17 protein-coding genes are annotated in these 18,562 nt (G+C 63.3%); 8 read left to right on the top strand and 9 right to left on the bottom strand.

The window, feature by feature from the left end; translation table 11 throughout:
• Positions 1 to 67: 67 nt before the first annotated feature.
• The 7 genes from O6P39_RS04655 (at position 68) to O6P39_RS04625 (ending at position 7,445) form a co-directional block, all read left to right on the top strand.
• The gene (locus O6P39_RS04655) at positions 68 to 580 is read left to right on the top strand and encodes a GspH/FimT family pseudopilin (RefSeq protein WP_275610249.1); all 513 of its coding nucleotides are present in this window, start codon (positions 68 to 70) and stop codon (positions 578 to 580) included.
• A gap of 150 nt (positions 581 to 730) precedes the next feature.
• A complete protein-coding gene (locus O6P39_RS04650) occupies positions 731 to 1,213 on the top strand; it encodes a GspH/FimT family pseudopilin (protein WP_275610248.1) in 483 nt (160 codons plus the stop codon).
• Between the two features lie 8 nt (positions 1,214 to 1,221).
• Positions 1,222 to 1,782 carry a type IV pilus modification protein PilV gene (gene pilV, locus O6P39_RS04645; RefSeq protein ID WP_275610247.1) on the top strand — a complete coding sequence of 187 codons (561 nt, stop codon included), beginning with the start codon at positions 1,222 to 1,224 and terminating at the stop codon, positions 1,780 to 1,782.
• The gene (locus O6P39_RS04640) at positions 1,779 to 2,627 is read left to right on the top strand and encodes a PilW family protein (RefSeq protein ID WP_275610246.1); all 849 of its coding nucleotides are present in this window, start codon (positions 1,779 to 1,781) and stop codon (positions 2,625 to 2,627) included. The genes pilV and O6P39_RS04640 overlap by 4 nt, the downstream gene beginning before the upstream one ends.
• Positions 2,624 to 3,250, top strand: coding sequence for a PilX N-terminal domain-containing pilus assembly protein (locus tag O6P39_RS04635; protein WP_275610245.1), 627 nt, complete (start codon positions 2,624 to 2,626; stop codon positions 3,248 to 3,250). The genes O6P39_RS04640 and O6P39_RS04635 overlap by 4 nt, the downstream gene beginning before the upstream one ends.
• 11 nt (positions 3,251 to 3,261) lie before the next feature.
• A complete protein-coding gene (locus tag O6P39_RS04630) occupies positions 3,262 to 6,996 on the top strand; it encodes a PilC/PilY family type IV pilus protein (RefSeq protein WP_275610244.1) in 3,735 nt (1,244 codons plus the stop codon).
• A 29-nt stretch (positions 6,997 to 7,025) separates the two neighbouring features.
• Positions 7,026 to 7,445 carry a type IV pilin protein gene (locus O6P39_RS04625; RefSeq protein WP_275610243.1) on the top strand — a complete coding sequence of 140 codons (420 nt, stop codon included), beginning with the start codon at positions 7,026 to 7,028 and terminating at the stop codon, positions 7,443 to 7,445.
• Between the two features lie 38 nt (positions 7,446 to 7,483).
• Here the strand turns inward: O6P39_RS04625 and ispH are convergent, their stop codons facing one another.
• The 6 genes from ispH to murJ form a co-directional block, all read right to left on the bottom strand.
• Positions 7,484 to 8,428: a 4-hydroxy-3-methylbut-2-enyl diphosphate reductase gene (gene ispH, locus O6P39_RS04620; protein ID WP_275610242.1), complete on the bottom strand. Its 945-nt coding sequence runs from the start codon at positions 8,426 to 8,428 to the stop codon at positions 7,484 to 7,486.
• Positions 8,429 to 8,524: 96 nt separating this feature from the next.
• Positions 8,525 to 8,977: an FKBP-type peptidyl-prolyl cis-trans isomerase gene (gene fkpB / locus O6P39_RS04615; protein ID WP_275610241.1), complete on the bottom strand. Its 453-nt coding sequence runs from the start codon at positions 8,975 to 8,977 to the stop codon at positions 8,525 to 8,527.
• A complete protein-coding gene (lspA, locus tag O6P39_RS04610) occupies positions 8,970 to 9,473 on the bottom strand; it encodes a signal peptidase II (protein WP_275610240.1) in 504 nt (167 codons plus the stop codon). Before lspA ends, fkpB begins: the two co-directional genes overlap by 8 nt.
• Positions 9,466 to 12,300, bottom strand: a complete 2,835-nt coding sequence (gene ileS / locus O6P39_RS04605; protein WP_275610239.1) for an isoleucine--tRNA ligase — start codon at positions 12,298 to 12,300, stop codon at positions 9,466 to 9,468. Before ileS ends, lspA begins: the two co-directional genes overlap by 8 nt.
• A gap of 21 nt (positions 12,301 to 12,321) precedes the next feature.
• Complete coding sequence (gene ribF, locus O6P39_RS04600) at positions 12,322 to 13,260, bottom strand: bifunctional riboflavin kinase/FAD synthetase (protein WP_275610238.1); 939 nt, start codon at positions 13,258 to 13,260, stop codon at positions 12,322 to 12,324.
• Between the two features lie 106 nt (positions 13,261 to 13,366).
• The gene (murJ, locus tag O6P39_RS04595; protein WP_275610237.1) at positions 13,367 to 14,905 is read right to left on the bottom strand and encodes a murein biosynthesis integral membrane protein MurJ; all 1,539 of its coding nucleotides are present in this window, start codon (positions 14,903 to 14,905) and stop codon (positions 13,367 to 13,369) included.
• Positions 14,906 to 15,158: 253 nt separating this feature from the next.
• Here murJ and rpsT point away from each other — a divergent pair, with 253 nt between their 5' ends.
• Positions 15,159 to 15,428: a 30S ribosomal protein S20 gene (gene rpsT / locus O6P39_RS04590; protein WP_009617555.1), complete on the top strand. Its 270-nt coding sequence runs from the start codon at positions 15,159 to 15,161 to the stop codon at positions 15,426 to 15,428.
• 130 nt (positions 15,429 to 15,558) lie between these two features.
• Here rpsT and O6P39_RS04585 read toward each other — a convergent pair whose 3' ends face one another.
• The 3 genes from O6P39_RS04585 to cgtA form a co-directional block, all read right to left on the bottom strand.
• Positions 15,559 to 16,014 (bottom strand): CreA family protein, encoded by a 456-nt coding sequence (locus O6P39_RS04585; RefSeq protein WP_275610236.1) that lies wholly within the window; start codon positions 16,012 to 16,014, stop codon positions 15,559 to 15,561.
• Between the two features lie 10 nt (positions 16,015 to 16,024).
• Positions 16,025 to 17,143, bottom strand: a complete 1,119-nt coding sequence (gene proB / locus O6P39_RS04580) for a glutamate 5-kinase (protein ID WP_275610235.1) — start codon at positions 17,141 to 17,143, stop codon at positions 16,025 to 16,027.
• 61 nt (positions 17,144 to 17,204) lie between these two features.
• A complete protein-coding gene (gene cgtA, locus O6P39_RS04575) occupies positions 17,205 to 18,425 on the bottom strand; it encodes an Obg family GTPase CgtA (RefSeq protein ID WP_275610234.1) in 1,221 nt (406 codons plus the stop codon).
• Between the last annotated feature and the right edge of the window lie 137 nt (positions 18,426 to 18,562).

The following is an 18,562-nucleotide window of genomic DNA, read 5'->3' as shown; positions in this document are numbered from 1 at the left end:
GGTTTCAGACGCCACAAAACAGGCAGCCCCAATACTCCCTGACAGACCCACGAACCAGGGACGGGACATGTTCAAACGCAACGGTTTCAGCCTCATCGAACTGCTGGTGACCCTGGCAGTCCTGGCCATTGTCCTCTCCCTCGCGGCGCCAGGATTCGGCCGACTCCTGGAGGAGCATCGGCTGCAGGTCGCCACGCAGGAGCTGCAGAGCGCACTGAATCAGGCACGCACGACGGCCGTGCTGAGCGGGCAACCGGTTAGCATCGCGGCCTTGGATGGAAACTGGGAACAAGGCTGGACGCTGTTCGTCGACCGCAACAACAACGGTATTCGTGAACCCTCCGAGCAACTGCTGGCGACTCACACGGCCATTTCGCCCATCACCGTTATCCCCGACAGCACCTCCCGCCGCTACGTCCACTACACACCTGGCGGCTACAGCGCCCAGCCCAACGGGGCATTCCATTCCGGGCACTTCGTGCTCTGCGCCAGTACACAATCTGCAGCCCGGATCGTGATCAACAGGGCCGGAAGAATTCGTCGGGAATCCAGCGAGGCGGACCCACTTTGCCCCCACTGACATGCGTCACACTCGCATCGCGACACCTGTCACATATGAGCAAATCGCATGACCGAACATCGCGCTATCGCGAACGGTCATCCGTCTAGATAGGACTTTTCCTACGACAGACGGCAGCATTGCCGCGACTTAAAACGCGAGGAATGCGCCATGTCGCGCCCAATGGGATCGGCCGGATTCACGCTGGTCGAATTGATGATCGTGGTGACCCTGCTGGCGATTTTCGCCGCGCTAGCCGTCCCCAGCTTCACCTCGACCATCGAACGCAGTCGTCTGCAAACCCAGGCAGATGAGTTGAAGTCCCTGCTGCTCTATGCCCGAGGCGAGGCCGTGAGCCAGAAGGCCACCATCACCGCCGCCGGCAGCGATGACGTCTGGAGCGTCAAGCGCGGTGACGGCGATGCGCTGCGCCAGCTCAAGAGCAACCCCGAGCTCACCCGGATCCGAGCCAGCGCCGACGAGATCAAGTTCAGGAGCAACGGTACGGCAACGGCTACCACTCTCACCATCTGCCACAACGACGACACCGCCACGGGGCTGTATCTGGAGGTCCAGGCAAGCGGCGCCATCAAGTTGTTCCGTCAGGGGACAAAGGATGCGGACGAAACGCCCCTGGACAGTTGCACCCTGTGAGGAACGCCATGACGACCAGCAAAGGCTTCAGCCTGATCGAGGTGCTCGTGGCGCTGCTCCTGACCACCGTCGGCGTACTCGGCATGGTGGCGCTGCAAGGGCGCAGCATCCAGTACACCCAGGATTCCGTACAGCGTAACGCCGCCGTCGAACTGACCAACGACCTGATCGAGATCATTCGCGCCAACCCCCAGGAGCTTTTCAGCAACACGCCACCGAAGACTCCCATGAACAGTGCAATGAAGACCGCCTCTCTGTTCTACAAGGCTGAGGGGAAAGACTTCTCCGGCCGCCAGAACTGCGTGTCCAGCCCGACCCGTATCGCGAAAACGGCGCAGGAGCAGCGCGATTGCTGGGCCGACAAGGTCAAGACAGCACTGCCCGGCGGCGCGGACCTCTTCGCCAGCGACATGTACATCTGCCGCAGTCCCTCCCCCGGACAGTGCAACGCGAATGCCGGCTCGATGATCGAAATCCGCCTCGCCTGGCAGGTACGGGAGGGCACCTGCCTGGACGCCGCAGAAACCGACGCCACCGTTTGCACCTACACCGTTCGAGTAGAGCCATGACCAGCACCAAGCGCCAACTCGGCCTGTCGATAGTCGAGCTGATGATCGCGCTCGCAATCAGCAGCTTCCTGATCCTCGGCATCACCCAGATCTATCTCGACAACCGGCGCAGCTACGCCTTCCAGCAGAACCAGGCGGGCAACCTGGAAAACGGTCGTTTCGCCACGCTGACGATCAATCATTACCTAGGCAAGGCAGGCTACCGCCGCAATCCTTCCACGCTGCTCGAAGCAGTTTTTCCCGCCCGCGCCGCCGGGGGTGGATGCCAGGCTTTCAAAGCCGGGCACGCCATCACCGGGCTCGCCGCCAGCGAAGGCACCGGTTTCTGTATTCGCTACCAACCGCAAGCCAGCGAGGAGCTGGACTGCCAGGGCGAGGCTAGTGGCGTCGAATACGACAAGGCCTTTCCGTCGGCGCCCGCTTCCGAAGGCGACCTGACCCTTCTGGCATTCAAGTACGAACCGAGCGAGGGCGCACTTCAGCAAGGCCGCCTACTGTGCAAGAGCCTGAACACCGCCACTCCCCAGTATGGTGAACTGCTCACCGGTATCGCCGATCTGCGCCTGGACTTCGGAGTCGGCAGCAACGACGTCATGGAGAAGAAGGTGTCGTCCTATATCCCGCAAGCCGACTGGTCGCCGGACAGCGGCGCCATTCGAAGCGTGCGCTACGCCTTGCTGCTCGCGAGCCGCGATAGGCAGCGCGACAGCGACGATTCGAAAGTGCTCAGCGACTGGCTGGCTACCGCAGCGGACGCTACCAAGAGCCGCATCCAGAAAGCGGACAATAAAAGCCTCTATCAGGTTGCCAGCAGCACCCAGACCATCAGGAACTTCATGCCATGACAGCCCCTACCCGCAACTCCCAGCGCGGTGCGGTACTGCTCGTCGCGCTCGTCATGATGCTGCTGCTCACCTTGCTGGCCATCGGAAGCATGCGCAGCGTGACCATGGAAACACGCCTCACTGCCCATCGTGCCCATGACACGAAACTGCAGAATGTTGCCGATGCGGCCCTGCGCGAGGCCGAGTTCCGCTTCTATGGTCCGGGCTACCTCGTCGAGAAGCTGGAAGCCAGCGCCGACAACTGCAGCAAGTCGAACACTTTGAAAGCCAATGGCCTGAACAAGCCGTGCCTGCTGGCGATCGACGACGCCCACCTGCTCACCTTCGTCGATCAGCCCCAGGAAGCTACCGACGACTTCCTCAAGTCCGAATCCCAGGGCGGCCTGCTCTGGATGCCCTATCGCGGCACCGACCCAGGGACCACGACCCAAGCCAATACCCAGTACCCGGCCTCCTGGAACAGCATCCTGGCGGTCGAAACCGGAAACACGGCGGTCAACGCGGAATACGGCATGGCCGCGGAAGGCCAGGGCACCTACTTCTACCTCAACAATGGCAAGGCAGGGGACGCCCTCTATCTCCAGTCGACACACGCCAATATCTATCTTGGCCTTAATAATTAATGGCTGACATCATGCACCGTTCTCGTCTTCACCCCTGCATCAAGACGCTCTCCTGCGCAGTGTTCGGCGTCACCCTGCTCTGCGCCGCCAACTCCTTTGCCGCCGTCTCCCAGAGCCCTCTGAGCCTGACCGTGGGTGTCGCCCCCAACATGCTGCTGACACTCGACGACTCCGGCAGCATGCGCTGGGCCTTCGCCCCGGACAACAAGAACAGCTACAGCGCCACCCGGCGCGCCAAGTCCAGCGCCTTCAACCCGCTCGCCTATAACCCCGCTGTGACTTATCGCGCCCCGATCGTGTTCGACACCTCGGGCAATGAAGTCCCACTGAGCACCAGCTTTACCTCGGCGAAGGTCAACGGCTACAACAGCGCACGCGGCACCATCAATATGTCCAACGACTACAAGGTCACCTGGACTTACGTGCTCGAAAGTGGGCAAGCCACGAGCTACGGCTACAGCAGCACCAGTAACCGACTGGCGGAAAACCCGGCAGCTGACTTCCAGGCATCCGTCACCGCGACCGTCGATGGCACCACGACTGTGACCACACCAGGCGGCATCGATTTCACCTTCAAGCGCACCTCTACCCAGACTTGCGGGAGAAGATGCACCACGACAGTCAGTTGCACCGCTTCCGCCACCGTACCAGGCTCCACCAGCGCCATTGCCACAGATTGCAGCGTGAACGGCAATACGCTGTCGGCCAGCCTCGCTCAAAAAGGAGTTCCGGCCTACTACTACACCTACAACTCCACTAATGCCGGTTGCACCACCGCTAACGACGACTGCTACAGCCTGAGGTTCGTAACGTCTGCCGAGCAGCAGAACTTCGCGAACTGGTATTCGTTCTACCGAAACCGCGCTCTGGCGACGATCTCGGCCGCGGCGCTGGCCTTCTACGACCTGTCTCCTGCGGTGCGCCTGAGCTGGCAAGGCCTGGGTCGCTGCGTCAGCTTCGACGGAACCGACAGCAACTGCCGGGACAACACCTTCCAGGCCTATACGCCAGCGCACAAGGGGCAACTGTATGCCTGGCTGCAGAACATCAACTTCGACCAGAGCACATACCTGCCAGCGGCAATGAAGCGCGCGGGCGAATTCCTCAAGACGGCCACACCCTGGCAGAAGACGCCCGGCGGCACCGGCAACACCTCGCAAAATACCTATGCCTGCCGTGCCAGCTACCAGATCATGATGACGGACGGTCTGTGGAACGAATCGGCCAGCGCGCCAAGCGACTTCCGCCACGACGCCGGCACCTTCAACCTGCCGGACGGCCGGGCATACAGTCAGGGCGCCCCCTACTACGACGCCACGTCCAACACCCTGGCTGACCTCGCCATGCACTACTGGTCCACGGACCTCAATACCAACCTGGCCAACAAGGTGCCGGCCTACACGCCCTTCAAGAGCAACAACACCACGACCGATTACTGGGATGCCCGCAATGACCCGGCGACCTGGCAACACATGTCCAACTTCATCATGGGCCTGGGACTGTCCGAAGCGCTAAATCGCACGAACATTCCCTGGGATGGCGCCACCCACAAGGGGGCCGGCTATGCCGCCCTGGCCGCCGGTACGGCAACCTGGCCACCGGCTGCCGCCTCGGGCGACAACGCCGCCAACAACGTCTACGACCTGTGGCACGCCGCGATCAACTCGCGCGGCGAGTTCTTCAGCGTGGACAGCCCGGAGGCCATGGTACAGGCCTTCTCCGACATTCTTTCGCGCATCGCCGACCGCAAGTCCACCGCCGCACGCCCGGCCATCAACTCCGGCCAGGTCAGCACGGACGAGAACGACAACGGCACGGTCAAGACCGTTTCCTACCAAACCTCCTACGCCAGCGACGACCACTGGTCCGGGGACGTGAAGCGCTTCGAGAAAACCTGGAACGCCCAGAGCAACGCTTTTGAAACCACCCAGATCTGGAGCGCCAAGGCGGGCGTGCCCAGTTGGCAGAGCCGGGCGATCAAGATAGCGGGAAATTCCAACAGCGGGCTGGTCGACTTCGCCTGGGAAAATGCAGGCACCAGCAGCACCACCGGCAGCCTGGCCAACCTGCTTAGCCGGGACCCGGCAAACGCCAATGCCGCCGACACCCAGGGACAGCAGCGCCTGGAATACCTGCGTGGCAACCGTAGTGGCGAAGGCACCACCTTCCGTCAGCGCAGCGGTGTCCTGGGTGACTTCTACTCCTCCAGCCCCGCCGTCGTGAATGGCCCCCGTTACCTGGTCAGCTTCAGCAACCGTCTGGAGGGAAACACCGCCTACTCCACCTTTGCGACCACCATTGCCGACCGCTCGCCCCGTGTCTACGTGGGCGGCAACGACGGCATGCTGCATGGATTCAATGCCCTTACCGGTGCCGAGGAGTTCGCGTTCATCCCAAGCGCCGTGTTCGCCAAGCTGAACAAGCTGACCAGCGCCAACTACAGCCACGAGTTCTATGTGGAAGGCACTCCCGTCGTCGCCGATGTGTACGACGGCAGCGAATGGCGCACGGTCCTGGTCGGCACCCTGAAGGGCGGTGGCAAGGCCATCTTCGCCCTGGACATCACCACGCCCGGACAGGAGAAACTGCTGTGGGAATTCGACGACAGCCGCCTTCCCAATGATGCGGCGGTGAAGATGGGCTACAGCTTCTCGCAACCGACCATCGCTCGCCTGCATACCGGTAAATGGGCCGTGGTCTTCGGCAACGGCTACGAAAGCGACGGCAACACCAACGGCAAGGCCGCCCTGTTCATCGTCGATGCGATGCAAGGCACCTTGCTCAAGAGCCTGGAAGTCGAAGGTACCGACGGGGTCGCCAACGGCCTGTCCACCCCCAAGCTCGGCGACTACAACGCCGACGGCGTGGCCGACTACGCCTACGCGGGCGACCTGCAAGGCAACGTCTGGCGCTTCGACCTGCTACGCAACGGCCGGAGCACCACCACCCCATTTACCACCGAGGACGACGGCGAAAACGCCATCGCGGCCTTCGAAGTGGCCTATGGAGGCAAACCGCTGTTCAAGGCCGTGGCGGATACCGGCAGCCGGCAGCCCATCACCTCCGCCCCCAGCCTGGTACGCCACCCTACCGGTACGGGCTACCTGGTGATCTTCGGCACGGGCAAGTTCTTCGACACCGACGACAAGGAAGGCGACAAGAGCATGGCCCAGAGCGTCTACGGCATCTGGGACAAACAGACCCTGGGCGAGGAAGCCAGCAACCCCGCCATCACCCGCGGCAGTTTGCAAGCGCAGAGCATTGTTACGCAAACCACTGTTGCCGCCGATGGAACAACCCGGCAAGGGCGTGTGATCAGCGACAACAACGTGCGCTGGCAGGCCTCGGGCAGTCAGTCCGCGCAGAACGGCTGGTACCTGAACCTGACCCGGACCGACGGTGAAATGGTTGTGGAAAACATGGCGCAACTGGGGCGGACCCTGTTCTTCCAGTCGCTGGTGCCCAATGACGACCCCTGCGGTGACGGCGCCGCCAACTGGACTTACGCGCTCAACCCTTTCACCGGAGGCAGAACACCCCAGCACGCCTTCGATTACCAGCCCACAGGCGACGTCGGCACCAGCAACATCTCGGCGATCCGCCAGGACGGTGAAGGCGGCGGGACCATCTCCCAGAACTCGGACAGCTCGTACCAGTACTGCACCGGACAGGAGTGCGTGAACATCCACCCGGACCCGACCAGCCTCGGTCGACAGAGCTGGCGCAGAGTCGAGGACCAGGAATGAGCCGCAACCCAGCTTCAACGGAGTATTTGATGAAACGTGTTCAGACCGGCTTCACCCTGCTTGAAGTCATGATCGTGGTGGTCGTCATCGGCATCCTCGCCGCCATCGCCTATCCGAGCTACGAGGAGTACGTCAAACGGGGAAACCGGGCGGAAGGTCAGGCCGCATTGAACGATGCCGCGGCGCGCCAGGAGCGCTACTTCGCCCAGAACAACAGCTACGTGACCAGCACCGCCGACATCAGCAAGCTGGGCATGCGCACCGACGGCAGCAACACAATCTCCGAGACCGGCAAGTACCGGCTGCAAGTGGCGGGAGGCGGCGGAGGCTACACGCTGACCGCCGTTCAACAGTTCGGTGATACCAAGTGCGGCAATCTGACCCTGAACGCCCAGGGTGAGAAAGGAAGAACCGGCAGCGGCAAGACCACCGAGGATTGCTGGCGCTGAGCCAAAGAAAAAGCCCGCCGTATGGCGGGCTTTTCATGTCACACAGCCTTCACCCGCAATTCCTTGGGCATCGAGAAAGTAATGTTCTCCTCCCGGCCATCCAGCTCAACCTCGGGCTCCGCGCCCCACTCGCGAAGCTGCTGGATCACACCACGCACGAGGACTTCCGGGGCCGAGGCGCCTGCGGTGATGCCGATGCGCTGCACGCCATCGAACCATTCCTTCTTCAGGTCCTCGGCGCCATCGATCAGGTAGCCCGGGGTGCCCATGCGCTCGGCCAGCTCGCGCAGGCGGTTGGAGTTGGAGCTGTTCGGGCTGCCCACCACCAGTACCAGGTCGCATTGGTCGGCCAATTCCTTCACCGCGTCCTGGCGGTTCTGGGTGGCGTAGCAGATGTCGTTCTTGCGCGGGCCCTGGATGTGAGGGAATTTCGCCCTCAGGGCGTCGATCACCTTGGAGGTGTCGTCCATGGACAGGGTGGTCTGGGTCACGAAGTGCAGCGCCTCGGGGTTGCGAACCTCCAGTGCGGCCACATCCTCCTCGTCTTCCACCAGGTAGATGGCGCCGCCGTTGGAGTCATCGTACTGCCCCATGGTGCCCTCCACTTCCGGATGGCCTTCGTGGCCGATCAGGATGCATTCGTGGCCGTCGCGGCTGTAGCGCACGACTTCCATATGCACCTTGGTCACCAACGGGCAGGTCGCATCGAAGACCTTCAGACCACGGTTCTCGGCTTCCTTGCGCACAGCCTGAGAGACACCGTGGGCGCTGAAGATGACAATGGTGTCGTCCGGCACCTGGTCGAGTTCCTCGACGAACACGGCGCCGCGGTTGCGCAGGTTTTCCACCACGAACTTGTTGTGCACCACTTCATGGCGCACGTAGATCGGCGGGCCGAACACGTCGAGGGCGCGGTTGACGATCTCGATCGCCCGGTCGACGCCGGCGCAGAAGCCGCGGGGATTGGCGAGTTTGATTTGCATGGTGGCCTCGGGTGCTAAGCAAGCCGGCCCACAAGGGGCCGGCAGGAGTTCTTCGCCGGGTGCACAGCGGCCCGTCTACACGGACCGCCTGCTCCTTCAGGCAGATTTCACGTCAATGATATCGACTTCAAAGGCCAGCGTTTTGCCGGCCAGCGGATGGTTGAAGTCGATGGTGACGTGCTGGTCATCGAAGGCTTTGACGATACCCGGCAGCTCGGTCTTGGCGGCGTCGTTGAAGATCACCAGCAGGCCCTCGGCCAGCTCCATGTCCTGGAACTGGTCGCGCGGCATCACCTGGACGTTGGCCGGGTTCGGCTGGCCGAAGCCCAGCTCCGGCTCGATGGTCAGGGTGCGCTTGTCGCCGGCCTTGAGACCGAACAGTGCCTGCTCGAAGCCCGGCAGCAGGTTGCCGTCGCCGACCTTGAAGGTGGCCGGCTGCTTGTCGAAAGTGCTGTCGACGACGTTGCCGTCTTCCAGCTTGAGGGCGAAATGCAGGGTGACCTGGGTATCCGCACCGATACGCTGAATGGTTTCAGAAAACTCAGCCATGGGCGGTTTCTCCGGACTTCTTCGATTTGAACATATCCAGCGCCAGCATGATGGCGCCGACGGTGATGGCGCTGTCGGCCAGGTTGAACGCCGGGAAATACCAGCGGTTCTGCCAGTGCACCAGGATGAAATCGACCACGTGACCGAGCACGATGCGGTCGTATAGGTTGCCCAGCGCACCGCCCAGCACCAGGGCCAGGGCGATGGCCAGCCAGGTCTCGCCGCGCTTCAGGCGCTTAAGCCAGACCACCAGCACGGCGCTCACCACGATGGCGATCAGGGCAAACAGCCAGCGCTGCCAGCCCGAGCCATCGGCCAGGAAGCTGAAGGCCGCGCCGGTGTTATAGGCCAGGGTCCAGCTGAACAGGTCGGGGATGACCACGATCTGCTGGTACATGGTCAGCTCGGCCTGAAAGAAAGCCTTGCTGACCTGGTCCAGCACGAACACCAGCACGGTGATCCACAGCCAGGGCAGACGGCCGAAACGATCAGGCATAGTGACGAACCTCGCCGGCGCCATCGATGTTCTCGACGCAACGGCCGCACAGCTCCGGGTGCGCGGTGTGGCTGCCCACGTCAGCGCGGAAGTGCCAGCAACGGCCGCACTTGGCATGGGCGGACTTGATCACCTTCAGCTTCAGGCCCGGCAGTTCGCTTTCAACCGCGTCGGCCGGCGCATCGGCCAGCGGCGCGACGGCGGCGGCGGAGGTGATCAGCACGAAGCGCAGCTCGTTGCCCAGCTTCTCCAGGCGCTTGGCCAGGGAGTCCTCGGCGTAGAGAGTGATCTCGGCCTGCAGGTTGCCGCCGATAGTCTTGGCGCTGCGCTGGTTCTCCAGTTCCTTGTTCACGGCAGCCTTGGCGGCCATGACTTCGTCCCAGTAGGCACGGTCCAGCTCGGCGTCGGCCGGCAGTTCGGAGAGGCCGTCGTACCAGGTGGTCAGCATGACCGACTCGGCGCGCTCGCCCGGCAGGAAGCTCCAGATTTCCTCGGCGGTGAAGGCCAGGATCGGGGCGATCCAGCGCACCAGGGCTTCGGCGATGTGGAACAGCGCGGTCTGGCAGGAACGACGGGCGACGCTGTTTTCCTGGGTGGTGTACTGGCGGTCCTTGATGATGTCCAGGTAGAAGCCGCCCAGCTCCTGCACGCAGAAGTTGTGCACCTTGGAGTAGACGTTCCAGAAGCGGTAGTCGCGGTAGGCCTCTTCCAGTTCGCGCTGCAGCAGCAGGGCCCGGTCGATGGCCCAGCGGTCCAGGGCCAGCAGTTGGTCGTTGGGCAGCAGGTCCTTGGCCGGGTCGAAGCCGGACAGGTTGGACAGCAGGAAGCGCGCGGTGTTGCGGATGCGGCGATAGGCATCGGCGCTGCGCTGCAGGATGGTCTGGGAAACCGCCATCTCGCCCGAGTAGTCGGTGGCGGAAACCCACAGGCGCAGAATGTCGGCACCCAGGGTGTCGGTGACCTGCTGCGGGGCGATCACGTTGCCCAGGGACTTGGACATCTTGCGGCCGGACTCGTCCACGGTGAAGCCGTGGGTCAGCAGCTGGCGGTACGGCGCGTGGCCGTCGATGGCGCAGCCGGTCAGCAGCGAGGAGTGGAACCAGCCGCGGTGCTGGTCGGAGCCTTCCAGGTAGAGGTCGGCGGCCGGACCGCTGGCGTGGCCCAGCTCGGCGTGGGAGCCGCGCAGCACGTGCCAATGGGTGGTGCCGGAGTCGAACCAGACGTCCAGGGTGTCGTTGATCTTGTCGTACTGCGCGGCTTCATCGCCCAGCAGTTCGGCGGCGTCAAGCTTGAACCAGGCCTCGATGCCTGACTGTTCAACGCGCTGGGCAACCTCTTCCATCAGCTCGACGGTGCGCGGGTGCAGCTCGCCGGTGGCCTTGTGCAGGAAGAACGGGATCGGCACGCCCCAGTTGCGCTGACGCGAGATGCACCAGTCCGGACGGCCGGCGATCATGCCGTGCAGGCGCGCCTGGCCCCAGTTGGGCACGAAGTCGGTTTCGGTGATGGCCTGCAGCGCGCGCTCACGCAGGGTGGCGCCGGCTTCCGGCTGCTTGTCCATGCCGACGAACCACTGCGCGGTGGCACGGTAGATCAGCGGGGTCTTGTGGCGCCAGCAGTGCATGTAGCTGTGGCTGATGCTGGCGTGCTTGAGCAGCGCACCGACTTCATCGAGCTTGGCGACGATGGCCGGGTTGGCCTTCCAGATGAACTGGCCGCCGAAGAACGGCAGGTCGGCCACGTACACGCCGTTGCTCTGCACGGGGCTCAGGATGTCGTCGTTGACCATGCCGTACTGCTTGCAGGTACGGAAGTCGTCCTCGCCGTAGGCCGGAGAGGAGTGAACCACGCCGGTGCCGGCGCCCAGTTCGACGTACTCGGCCAGGTAGACGGGCGAGAAACGCTCGTAGAACGGATGACGGAAGCGGATCAGGTCCAGCGCTTCGCCTTGTGCGGTGGCGATGACCTGGCCTTCCAGGCCGTAGCGTTGCAGGCAGGACTCGACCAGTTCCTCGGCCAGCACCAGCAGGCGCTCACCGGTATCGACCAGCGCGTAGGTGAATTCGGGGTGGACGTTCAGTGCCTGGTTGGCCGGGATGGTCCAGGGGGTGGTGGTCCAGATGACGATGGCGGTGGGCTTGGGCAGGCTGTCCAGGCCGAACGCGGCGGCCAGTTTGCCTTCGTCTTCCACAGGGAAGGCGACGTCGATGGCGTCGGACTTCTTGTCGGCGTATTCCACTTCCGCCTCGGCCAGGGCCGAACCGCAGTCGAAGCACCAGTTCACCGGCTTCAGGCCCTTGAACACGAAGCCCTGCTTGACCATCTCGGCCAGGGCGCGGATTTCGCCGGCTTCGTTGGCGAACGCCATGGTCTTGTAGGGGTTGTCCCACTCGCCCAGCACGCCCAGGCGAATGAAGTCGGCCTTCTGCCCTTCGATCTGCTCGGCGGCGTATTCACGGCACAGCTCGCGGGTCTTGTCCGCCGGCAGGTTCTTGCCGTGGGTGGTCTCGACCTTGTGCTCGATCGGCAGGCCGTGGCAGTCCCAGCCCGGCACGTAGGGGGCGTCGTAGCCGGCCAGGGTCTTGGAGCGGACGATGATGTCCTTGAGGATCTTGTTGACTGCGTGACCGATATGGATGCTGCCGTTGGCGTAGGGCGGGCCATCGTGCAGGACGAATTTCGGGCGACCTTCGCCAATCTTCCGCAGCTTCTGGTACAGGCCAATGTCGTTCCAGAGTTTCAGGGTCTGCGGCTCGCGCTGCGGCAGGCCGGCTTTCATCGGGAAGTCGGTTTCGGGAAGGTTCAGAGTGGCTTTGTAATCGGTCATCTCAGGGCCTGTTCAGGATCTTCAATCAAGCGGTTGGCCCAGCCAATAGGCCCGGGCGGCGGCGATGTCGGCGAGGATGGCCGCCTTGAGTGCCTCCAGCGAGGCAAAACGCTGCTCATCACGCAGCTTCTGGTGGAAAGTGATGTCCAGATGCTGGCCGTAAAGATCGCCAGCGAAATCCAGCAGATGCACTTCCAGGTGGGGCCGGCCGTCGCCATTCACAGACGGTCGGGTGCCGATGTTGGCAACCCCGTTGCAGCGCTGGCCAGCCACCATCGTGCTGACCAGGTAAACCCCATTGAGCGGCGCCTTGCGGCGCTTGAGCTGGATGTTCGCGGTGGGCGAACCCAGTGTGCGGCCCAGCTTCTGCCCGTGCAGCACACGGCCGCTCAGGCGATATGGACGACCCAGCAGGCGCTCGGCCATGTGCAGGTCGCCGTCGGCGAGGTCCTTGCGGATGCGCGAGCTGCTCACGCGCATGCCGTCGACTTCCACGGTGGTCGCAGCTTCGACGGTAAAGCCCTGCTCCGCACTGGCGTTGACCAGGAAGGCGAAGTCGCCGGAACGGTCGCAGCCGAAGCGGAAATCATCGCCCACTTCCAGATGGCGGACCCGCAGACCCTCCACCAGCACCTGGCGGACGAACTCGGCCGCCGACAACTCGCGCAGACGGCGATTGAAAGCCAGGCAGAGGACGAAATCGACGCCGTACTGGCGCAACAGTTCGAGCTTCTCGCGCAGGCGGGTCAGGCGCACAGGCGCCGCATCCGGGGCGAAGTATTCACGCGGCTGCGGTTCGAAAATCACCACGCAACTGGGCACGCCCAGCTCCAGCGAACGCTCGCGCAGACGCCCCAGGATCGCCTGGTGACCAAGGTGGACGCCGTCGAAGTTACCGATGGTGGCGACACAGCCCCCGGACAGGGGCCGCAGATTGTGAAGGCCTCGAAGCAGCTGCATAGCGCGCGTATTGCTCAGAAAGTGGTCGATTATACCCACACCCGTCGCCGCGCGACAGGCAAAATGCCGTCGCCGCAAACGGATGCAATGCTTTGCCCGGCGAAGGTTACAGCACCGCGCGGCGAGAGAAGTCCCGCAGGCGGAAGCCCAGGAGCGCGAGCATACCGAAATAGGCGATCACCCCGGCCACCACCAACGCCCCCAGGCGCACCAGGCGAATCGGCATCCCGCCCTCGTCCCAGGCCGGCATGACGTACATCATGCCGACCAGCACGGCACACATCACCAGTACAGATACCACCAATTTGGCGATGAACTTGCCCCAGCCCGGCTGCGGATCGAACAACTGGTGCTTGCGCAACTGCCAATACAGCAGCCCGGCGTTCAGGCACGCCGCCAGGCTGATCGCCAGGGCCAGGCCCGCGTGCTTGAGCGGACCGATGAACACCAGGTTCATCAACTGGGTGGAAACCAGGGTGAACAGCGCGATCTTCACCGGCGTCTTGATGTTCTGCCGCGCATAAAAGCCCGGCGCGAGCACCTTCACCAGGATGATCCCGAGCAGGCCGACGGCGTAGGCGATCAGCGCGCGCTGGGTCATCAGGGCGTCATGGGCGCTGAACTTGCCGTACTGGAACAGCGCAACGGTCAGCGGCTCGGCGATCACCGCCAGGGCCAGGGAGCACGGCAGCACCAGCAGGAAGCACAGGCGCAGGCCCCAGTCCATCAACCGCGAATACTCGTGACGATCGTCGCTGGCGTAGGTCTTGGCCAGCGACGGCAGCAGGATGGTGCCCAGCGCCACGCCGAGCACGCCGGACGGCAGCTCCATCAGGCGATCAGCGTAATACATCCAGGACACCGAGCCGGCCACCAGGAAGGAGGCGAAGATGGTGTTGATGATCAGCGAAATCTGGCTGACCGAGACGCCAAGGATCGCCGGGCCCATCTGCTTCATTACGCGCCACACGCCGGAGTCGCGCAGGTTGATGCGTGGCAGCACCAGCATGCCAATCTTCTTCAGATGGGGCAGTTGGTAGAGCAGTTGTGCCAGGCCACCGGCCAGCACGGCCCAGCCCAGCGCCATGATCGGCGGGTCGAAGTACGGCGTGAGGAACAGCGAGAACAGGATCATGCTGACGTTCAGCAAGGTCGGCACGAAGGCCGGCACCGAGAAGCGGTTCCAGGTATTGAGGATCGCCCCCGCCAGGGACGCCAGCGAGATCAGCAGGATATAAGGAAAGGTCACCCGCAGCAGGGCGCTGGTGAGCTCGAATTTCTCCGGCGAGTCGACGAAGCCGGGGGCCGTCACCCAGATCACCCAGGGCGCGGCGAGGATGCCCAGCGCGGTGACCAGCGCCAGGATCAGCGTCAGCAGGCCGGACACGTAGGCAATGAAGGTACGCGTCGCCTCTTCGCCCTGCTGGGTCTTGTACTCCGCCAGGATCGGCACGAAAGCCTGGGAGAAGGCGCCCTCGGCAAAGATGCGGCGCAGCAGATTGGGCAGCTTGAAGGCGACGAAGAAGGCATCGGTGGCCATGCCGGCGCCGAACATGCGGGCAACTATCGTGTCGCGCACGAAACCGAGCACCCGCGAGATCATGGTCATCGAGCTGACCGCGGCCAGCGACTTGAGTAGGTTCATAGCGTCCAGAACTGGTAGAATGGCCGCCCCTGCCGGGTGCGGCACTGGCTCCGAGCGACTGCTCATCCGCCAGGCGAAGCGCAGCAGTGTAGGGCCGCGGGGCGAATAAATCACCCCATCTGCCGGACAGCGTGCGCCCGTCGCACCACTCGTCGGCAGCGACTCATACCCTTGACAAGGCCCTGATGCAACGGCATTATTCGCGGCCTTAATTTATTCGCAACATCCCAAGTTTTTCTCGAGGAGCTCGACGGTGGCCAACACACCTTCCGCCAAAAAACGCGCCAAACAGGCTGAGAAGCGTCGCAGCCACAACGCCAGCCTGCGTTCCATGGTTCGTACCTACATCAAGAACGTAGTCAAAGCAGTCGACGCCAAGGACCTGCCGAAGGCCCAGGCCGCTCTGGTTGCTGCTGTACCGGTTATCGACCGTATGGCTGACAAAGGCATCATCCACAAGAACAAGGCCGCTCGCCACAAGAGCCGCCTGAACGCCCACGTGAAGGCCCTGGCCACCGCGTAAGCGTTCCGTTCTTGAAAAACCGGCCCCAGGGCCGGTTTTTTATTGCCTGCGATTCACCTCTCAAACAAGTTATCCACAGGCAAAGCCTTCTTGCAGGCAAAAAGAAAGGGCGGTCACCCGCCCTTCTCGCTTACTTGGTCGGCCACGGCATGATCGGAATCGCCGTCACCGCATTCTGCGGGCTGCCCTCGATCACCCGGTCGCTGTAGACCAGATAAACCAGCGCGTTGCGCTTCTTGTCGAAGAAACGCACCACCTGCATGCTCTTGAACACTAGCGAGGTGCGCTGCTTGAACACCTCCTCGCCATCCTTGAGCTCACCGACGAAACGGATCGGGCCGACCTGACGACAGGAGATCGACGCCTCGGCGCGATCCTCCGCCAACCCCAGCCCGCCCTTCACGCCGCCAGTCTTGGCGCGGGACAGGTAGCAGCTGACACCCTCGACCTTGGGGTCATCAAAAGCCTCCACCAGGATCTTGTCGTTGGGACCAACCCACTTGAAGACCGTGGACACTTCACCGATCTCTTCGGCATTCGCCAGCATCGGCAGCAGCATCAGCGCCGCCATCAATCCCTTGCGCATGGATTTCCCCTCAGACGAGCACCAGGTTGTCGCGATGGACCAGCTCCGGACCATCCACATAACCGAGCAGGCTCTCGATGGCATCGGTCGGCTGGCCGATGATCTTCTGCGCCTCAAGGGCGCTGTAGTTGGCCAGGCCACGAGCAATCTCACGCCCTTGCTGATCCACACAGACCACCATCTCGCCGCGACGGAAGCTACCCTGCACGGTTTTCACACCAACCGGCAGCAGGCTCTTGTGATCATGGGCAATAGCCTTGACCGCACCATCATCCAGCACCAGCGTGCCACGCATCTGCAGATGCCCCGCCAGCCACTGCTTGCGCGCCGCCTTGCGGCTCTGCTCGGGCGTCAGCAGGGTACCCAGGCGCTCGCCGACACGCAGGCGATCCAGCACGCGCTCGATGCGCCCACCAATGATCACCGTATGCGCACCGGAACGCGCCGCCAGACGCGCCGCACGCAGCTTGGTCTGCATGCCACCGCGACCCAGCGCACCGCCCGTTCCGCCAGCTACCGCATCCAGGGCAGGATCATCGGCACGGGCCTCGAAGATCAGCTCCGCATCGGGATTGTTGCGTGGATCGGCGTCGAACATGCCATCGCGGTCAGTCAGGATCACCAACAGGTCAGCCTCGACCAGGTTGGCCACCAGCGCCGCCAGGGTATCGTTGTCGCCGAAGCGGATTTCGTCGGTGACCACGGTATCGTTCTCGTTGATCACCGGGATCACACCGAGATCGACCAGCGTACGCAGGGTATTGCGCGCATTCAGGTAACGCTTGCGGTCCGAGAGGTCGTCGTGGGTCAGCAGCACCTGGGCGGTCTGCAGGTTATGCACGCCAAAGCTGGACTCCCAGGCCTGCACCAGCCCCATCTGCCCTACCGCGGCGGCGGCCTGCAGCTCGTGCATGTCACTAGGTCGGGAAACCCAACCCAGGCGACTCATGCCCGCTGCAACAGCACCGGAAGACACCAGCACCAGCTCAACGCCCGCGCAATGCAGCGCGACCATCTGCTCGACCCAAACCGCCATGGCGTCGCGATCCAGACCGCGACCGTCGGCGGTCAGCAATGCACTGCCAATCTTGACTACCCAGCGCTTGGCGCCGGTGACCTTCTCACGCATACCCTCAACCTTAGAAGTCAGGCTTCACACGTTTCATCCGGACCAGCAGGCGCCGTTCCGATCAAGGCACGTAGAAGATTTCCGGCCCATCGCCGTCGTCTTCGTCATCCTCGAAATCATCATCATCCAGATCGTCGGCATTCTTCAGGCCGGCGCGACGCAGGGCACGGGCATCGTCCAGCGCCTGCAGACGGGCACGGGCCTCGTCCTCGATGCGCTGATCCAGCGCCGCCAGGGCTTCGCCGTAGGCCGGCTCTTCCTCGATGCGCAAGGTGCGCTCGTCGAGGTACTTCATGATGTCCTGGCTCAGGGCCTCGGTACCTTCGCGCTCCAGGGCGGAGATCACGTAGACCGGACCTTCCCAGCCCAGACGCGCAACCACGTCCTGCTTGCGACGCTCCTGCTCCTCGGGCTCGAGGATCTGGTCCATCTTGTTCAGCACCAGCCAACGGTCACGCTCGGTCAGCGCCGGGCTGAACTTCTCCAGCTCATTGACGATGGTTTCCGCGGCATCGGCCGGGTCACTCTCGTCCAGCGGCGCCATGTCGACGATATGCAGCAGCAGACGGGTACGCGCCAGGTGCTTGAGGAAGCGGATACCCAGACCGGCGCCTTCGGCCGCACCTTCGATCAGGCCGGGAATGTCGGCGACCACGAAGCTCTTGAAGCGACCAACGCTGACCACGCCCAGGTTCGGCACCAGGGTGGTGAAGGGATAGTCGGCGACCTTCGGCTTGGCGGCGGACACCGCGCGAATGAAGGTGCTCTTGCCGGCGTTCGGCAGCCCCAGCAGACCGACGTCCGCCAGCACTTTCAGCTCCAGCTTGAGGTCGCGGGCCTCGCCGGGCTTGCCCGGAGTGGTCTGGCGCGGCGCACGGTTGGTGCTGGATTTGAAGCGGGTGTTACCCAGACCGTGCCAGCCGCCCTGGGCCACCATGATGCGCTGACCGGCAGTGGTCAGGTCGCCGATGATTTCCTGGGTGTTGGCATCGATGATGGTGGTGCCGACCGGCACGGGCAGGACGAGATCGTCACCTTTGGCGCCAGTGCAGTCCTTGCTGCCACCGTTCTCGCCGCGCTGGGCGTCGAAACGGCGGGTGTAGCGGTAGTCCACCAGGGTATTCAGGTTCTCGTCGGCCTCGAGGAACACCGAGCCGCCGTCACCACCGTCACCGCCGTTGGGACCGCCTTTCTCGATGAACTTCTCGCGGCGGAAGCTCATGAGGCCGTTGCCGCCGTCACCGGCTTTCACGTGGATGGATACTTCGTCGACGAATTTCATTGCGAACGCCTCCCGCCGAGCCGGCGGGTTGAAAATAAGAAAAGGAGCATAGGATACAGCCAAGTCCGCGCAAACGCCCGAACCGACAGCACCTCGCCTGGAAACGCCAGAAACAAAAAAGCCCCGTCGCGAGACAG

The sequence above is a fragment of the Pseudomonas sp. PSE14 genome, from assembly GCF_029203285.1.
GTDB lineage: Bacteria > Pseudomonadota > Gammaproteobacteria > Pseudomonadales > Pseudomonadaceae > Pseudomonas.
This window is presented reverse-complemented; position numbering and strand designations above follow the sequence as displayed.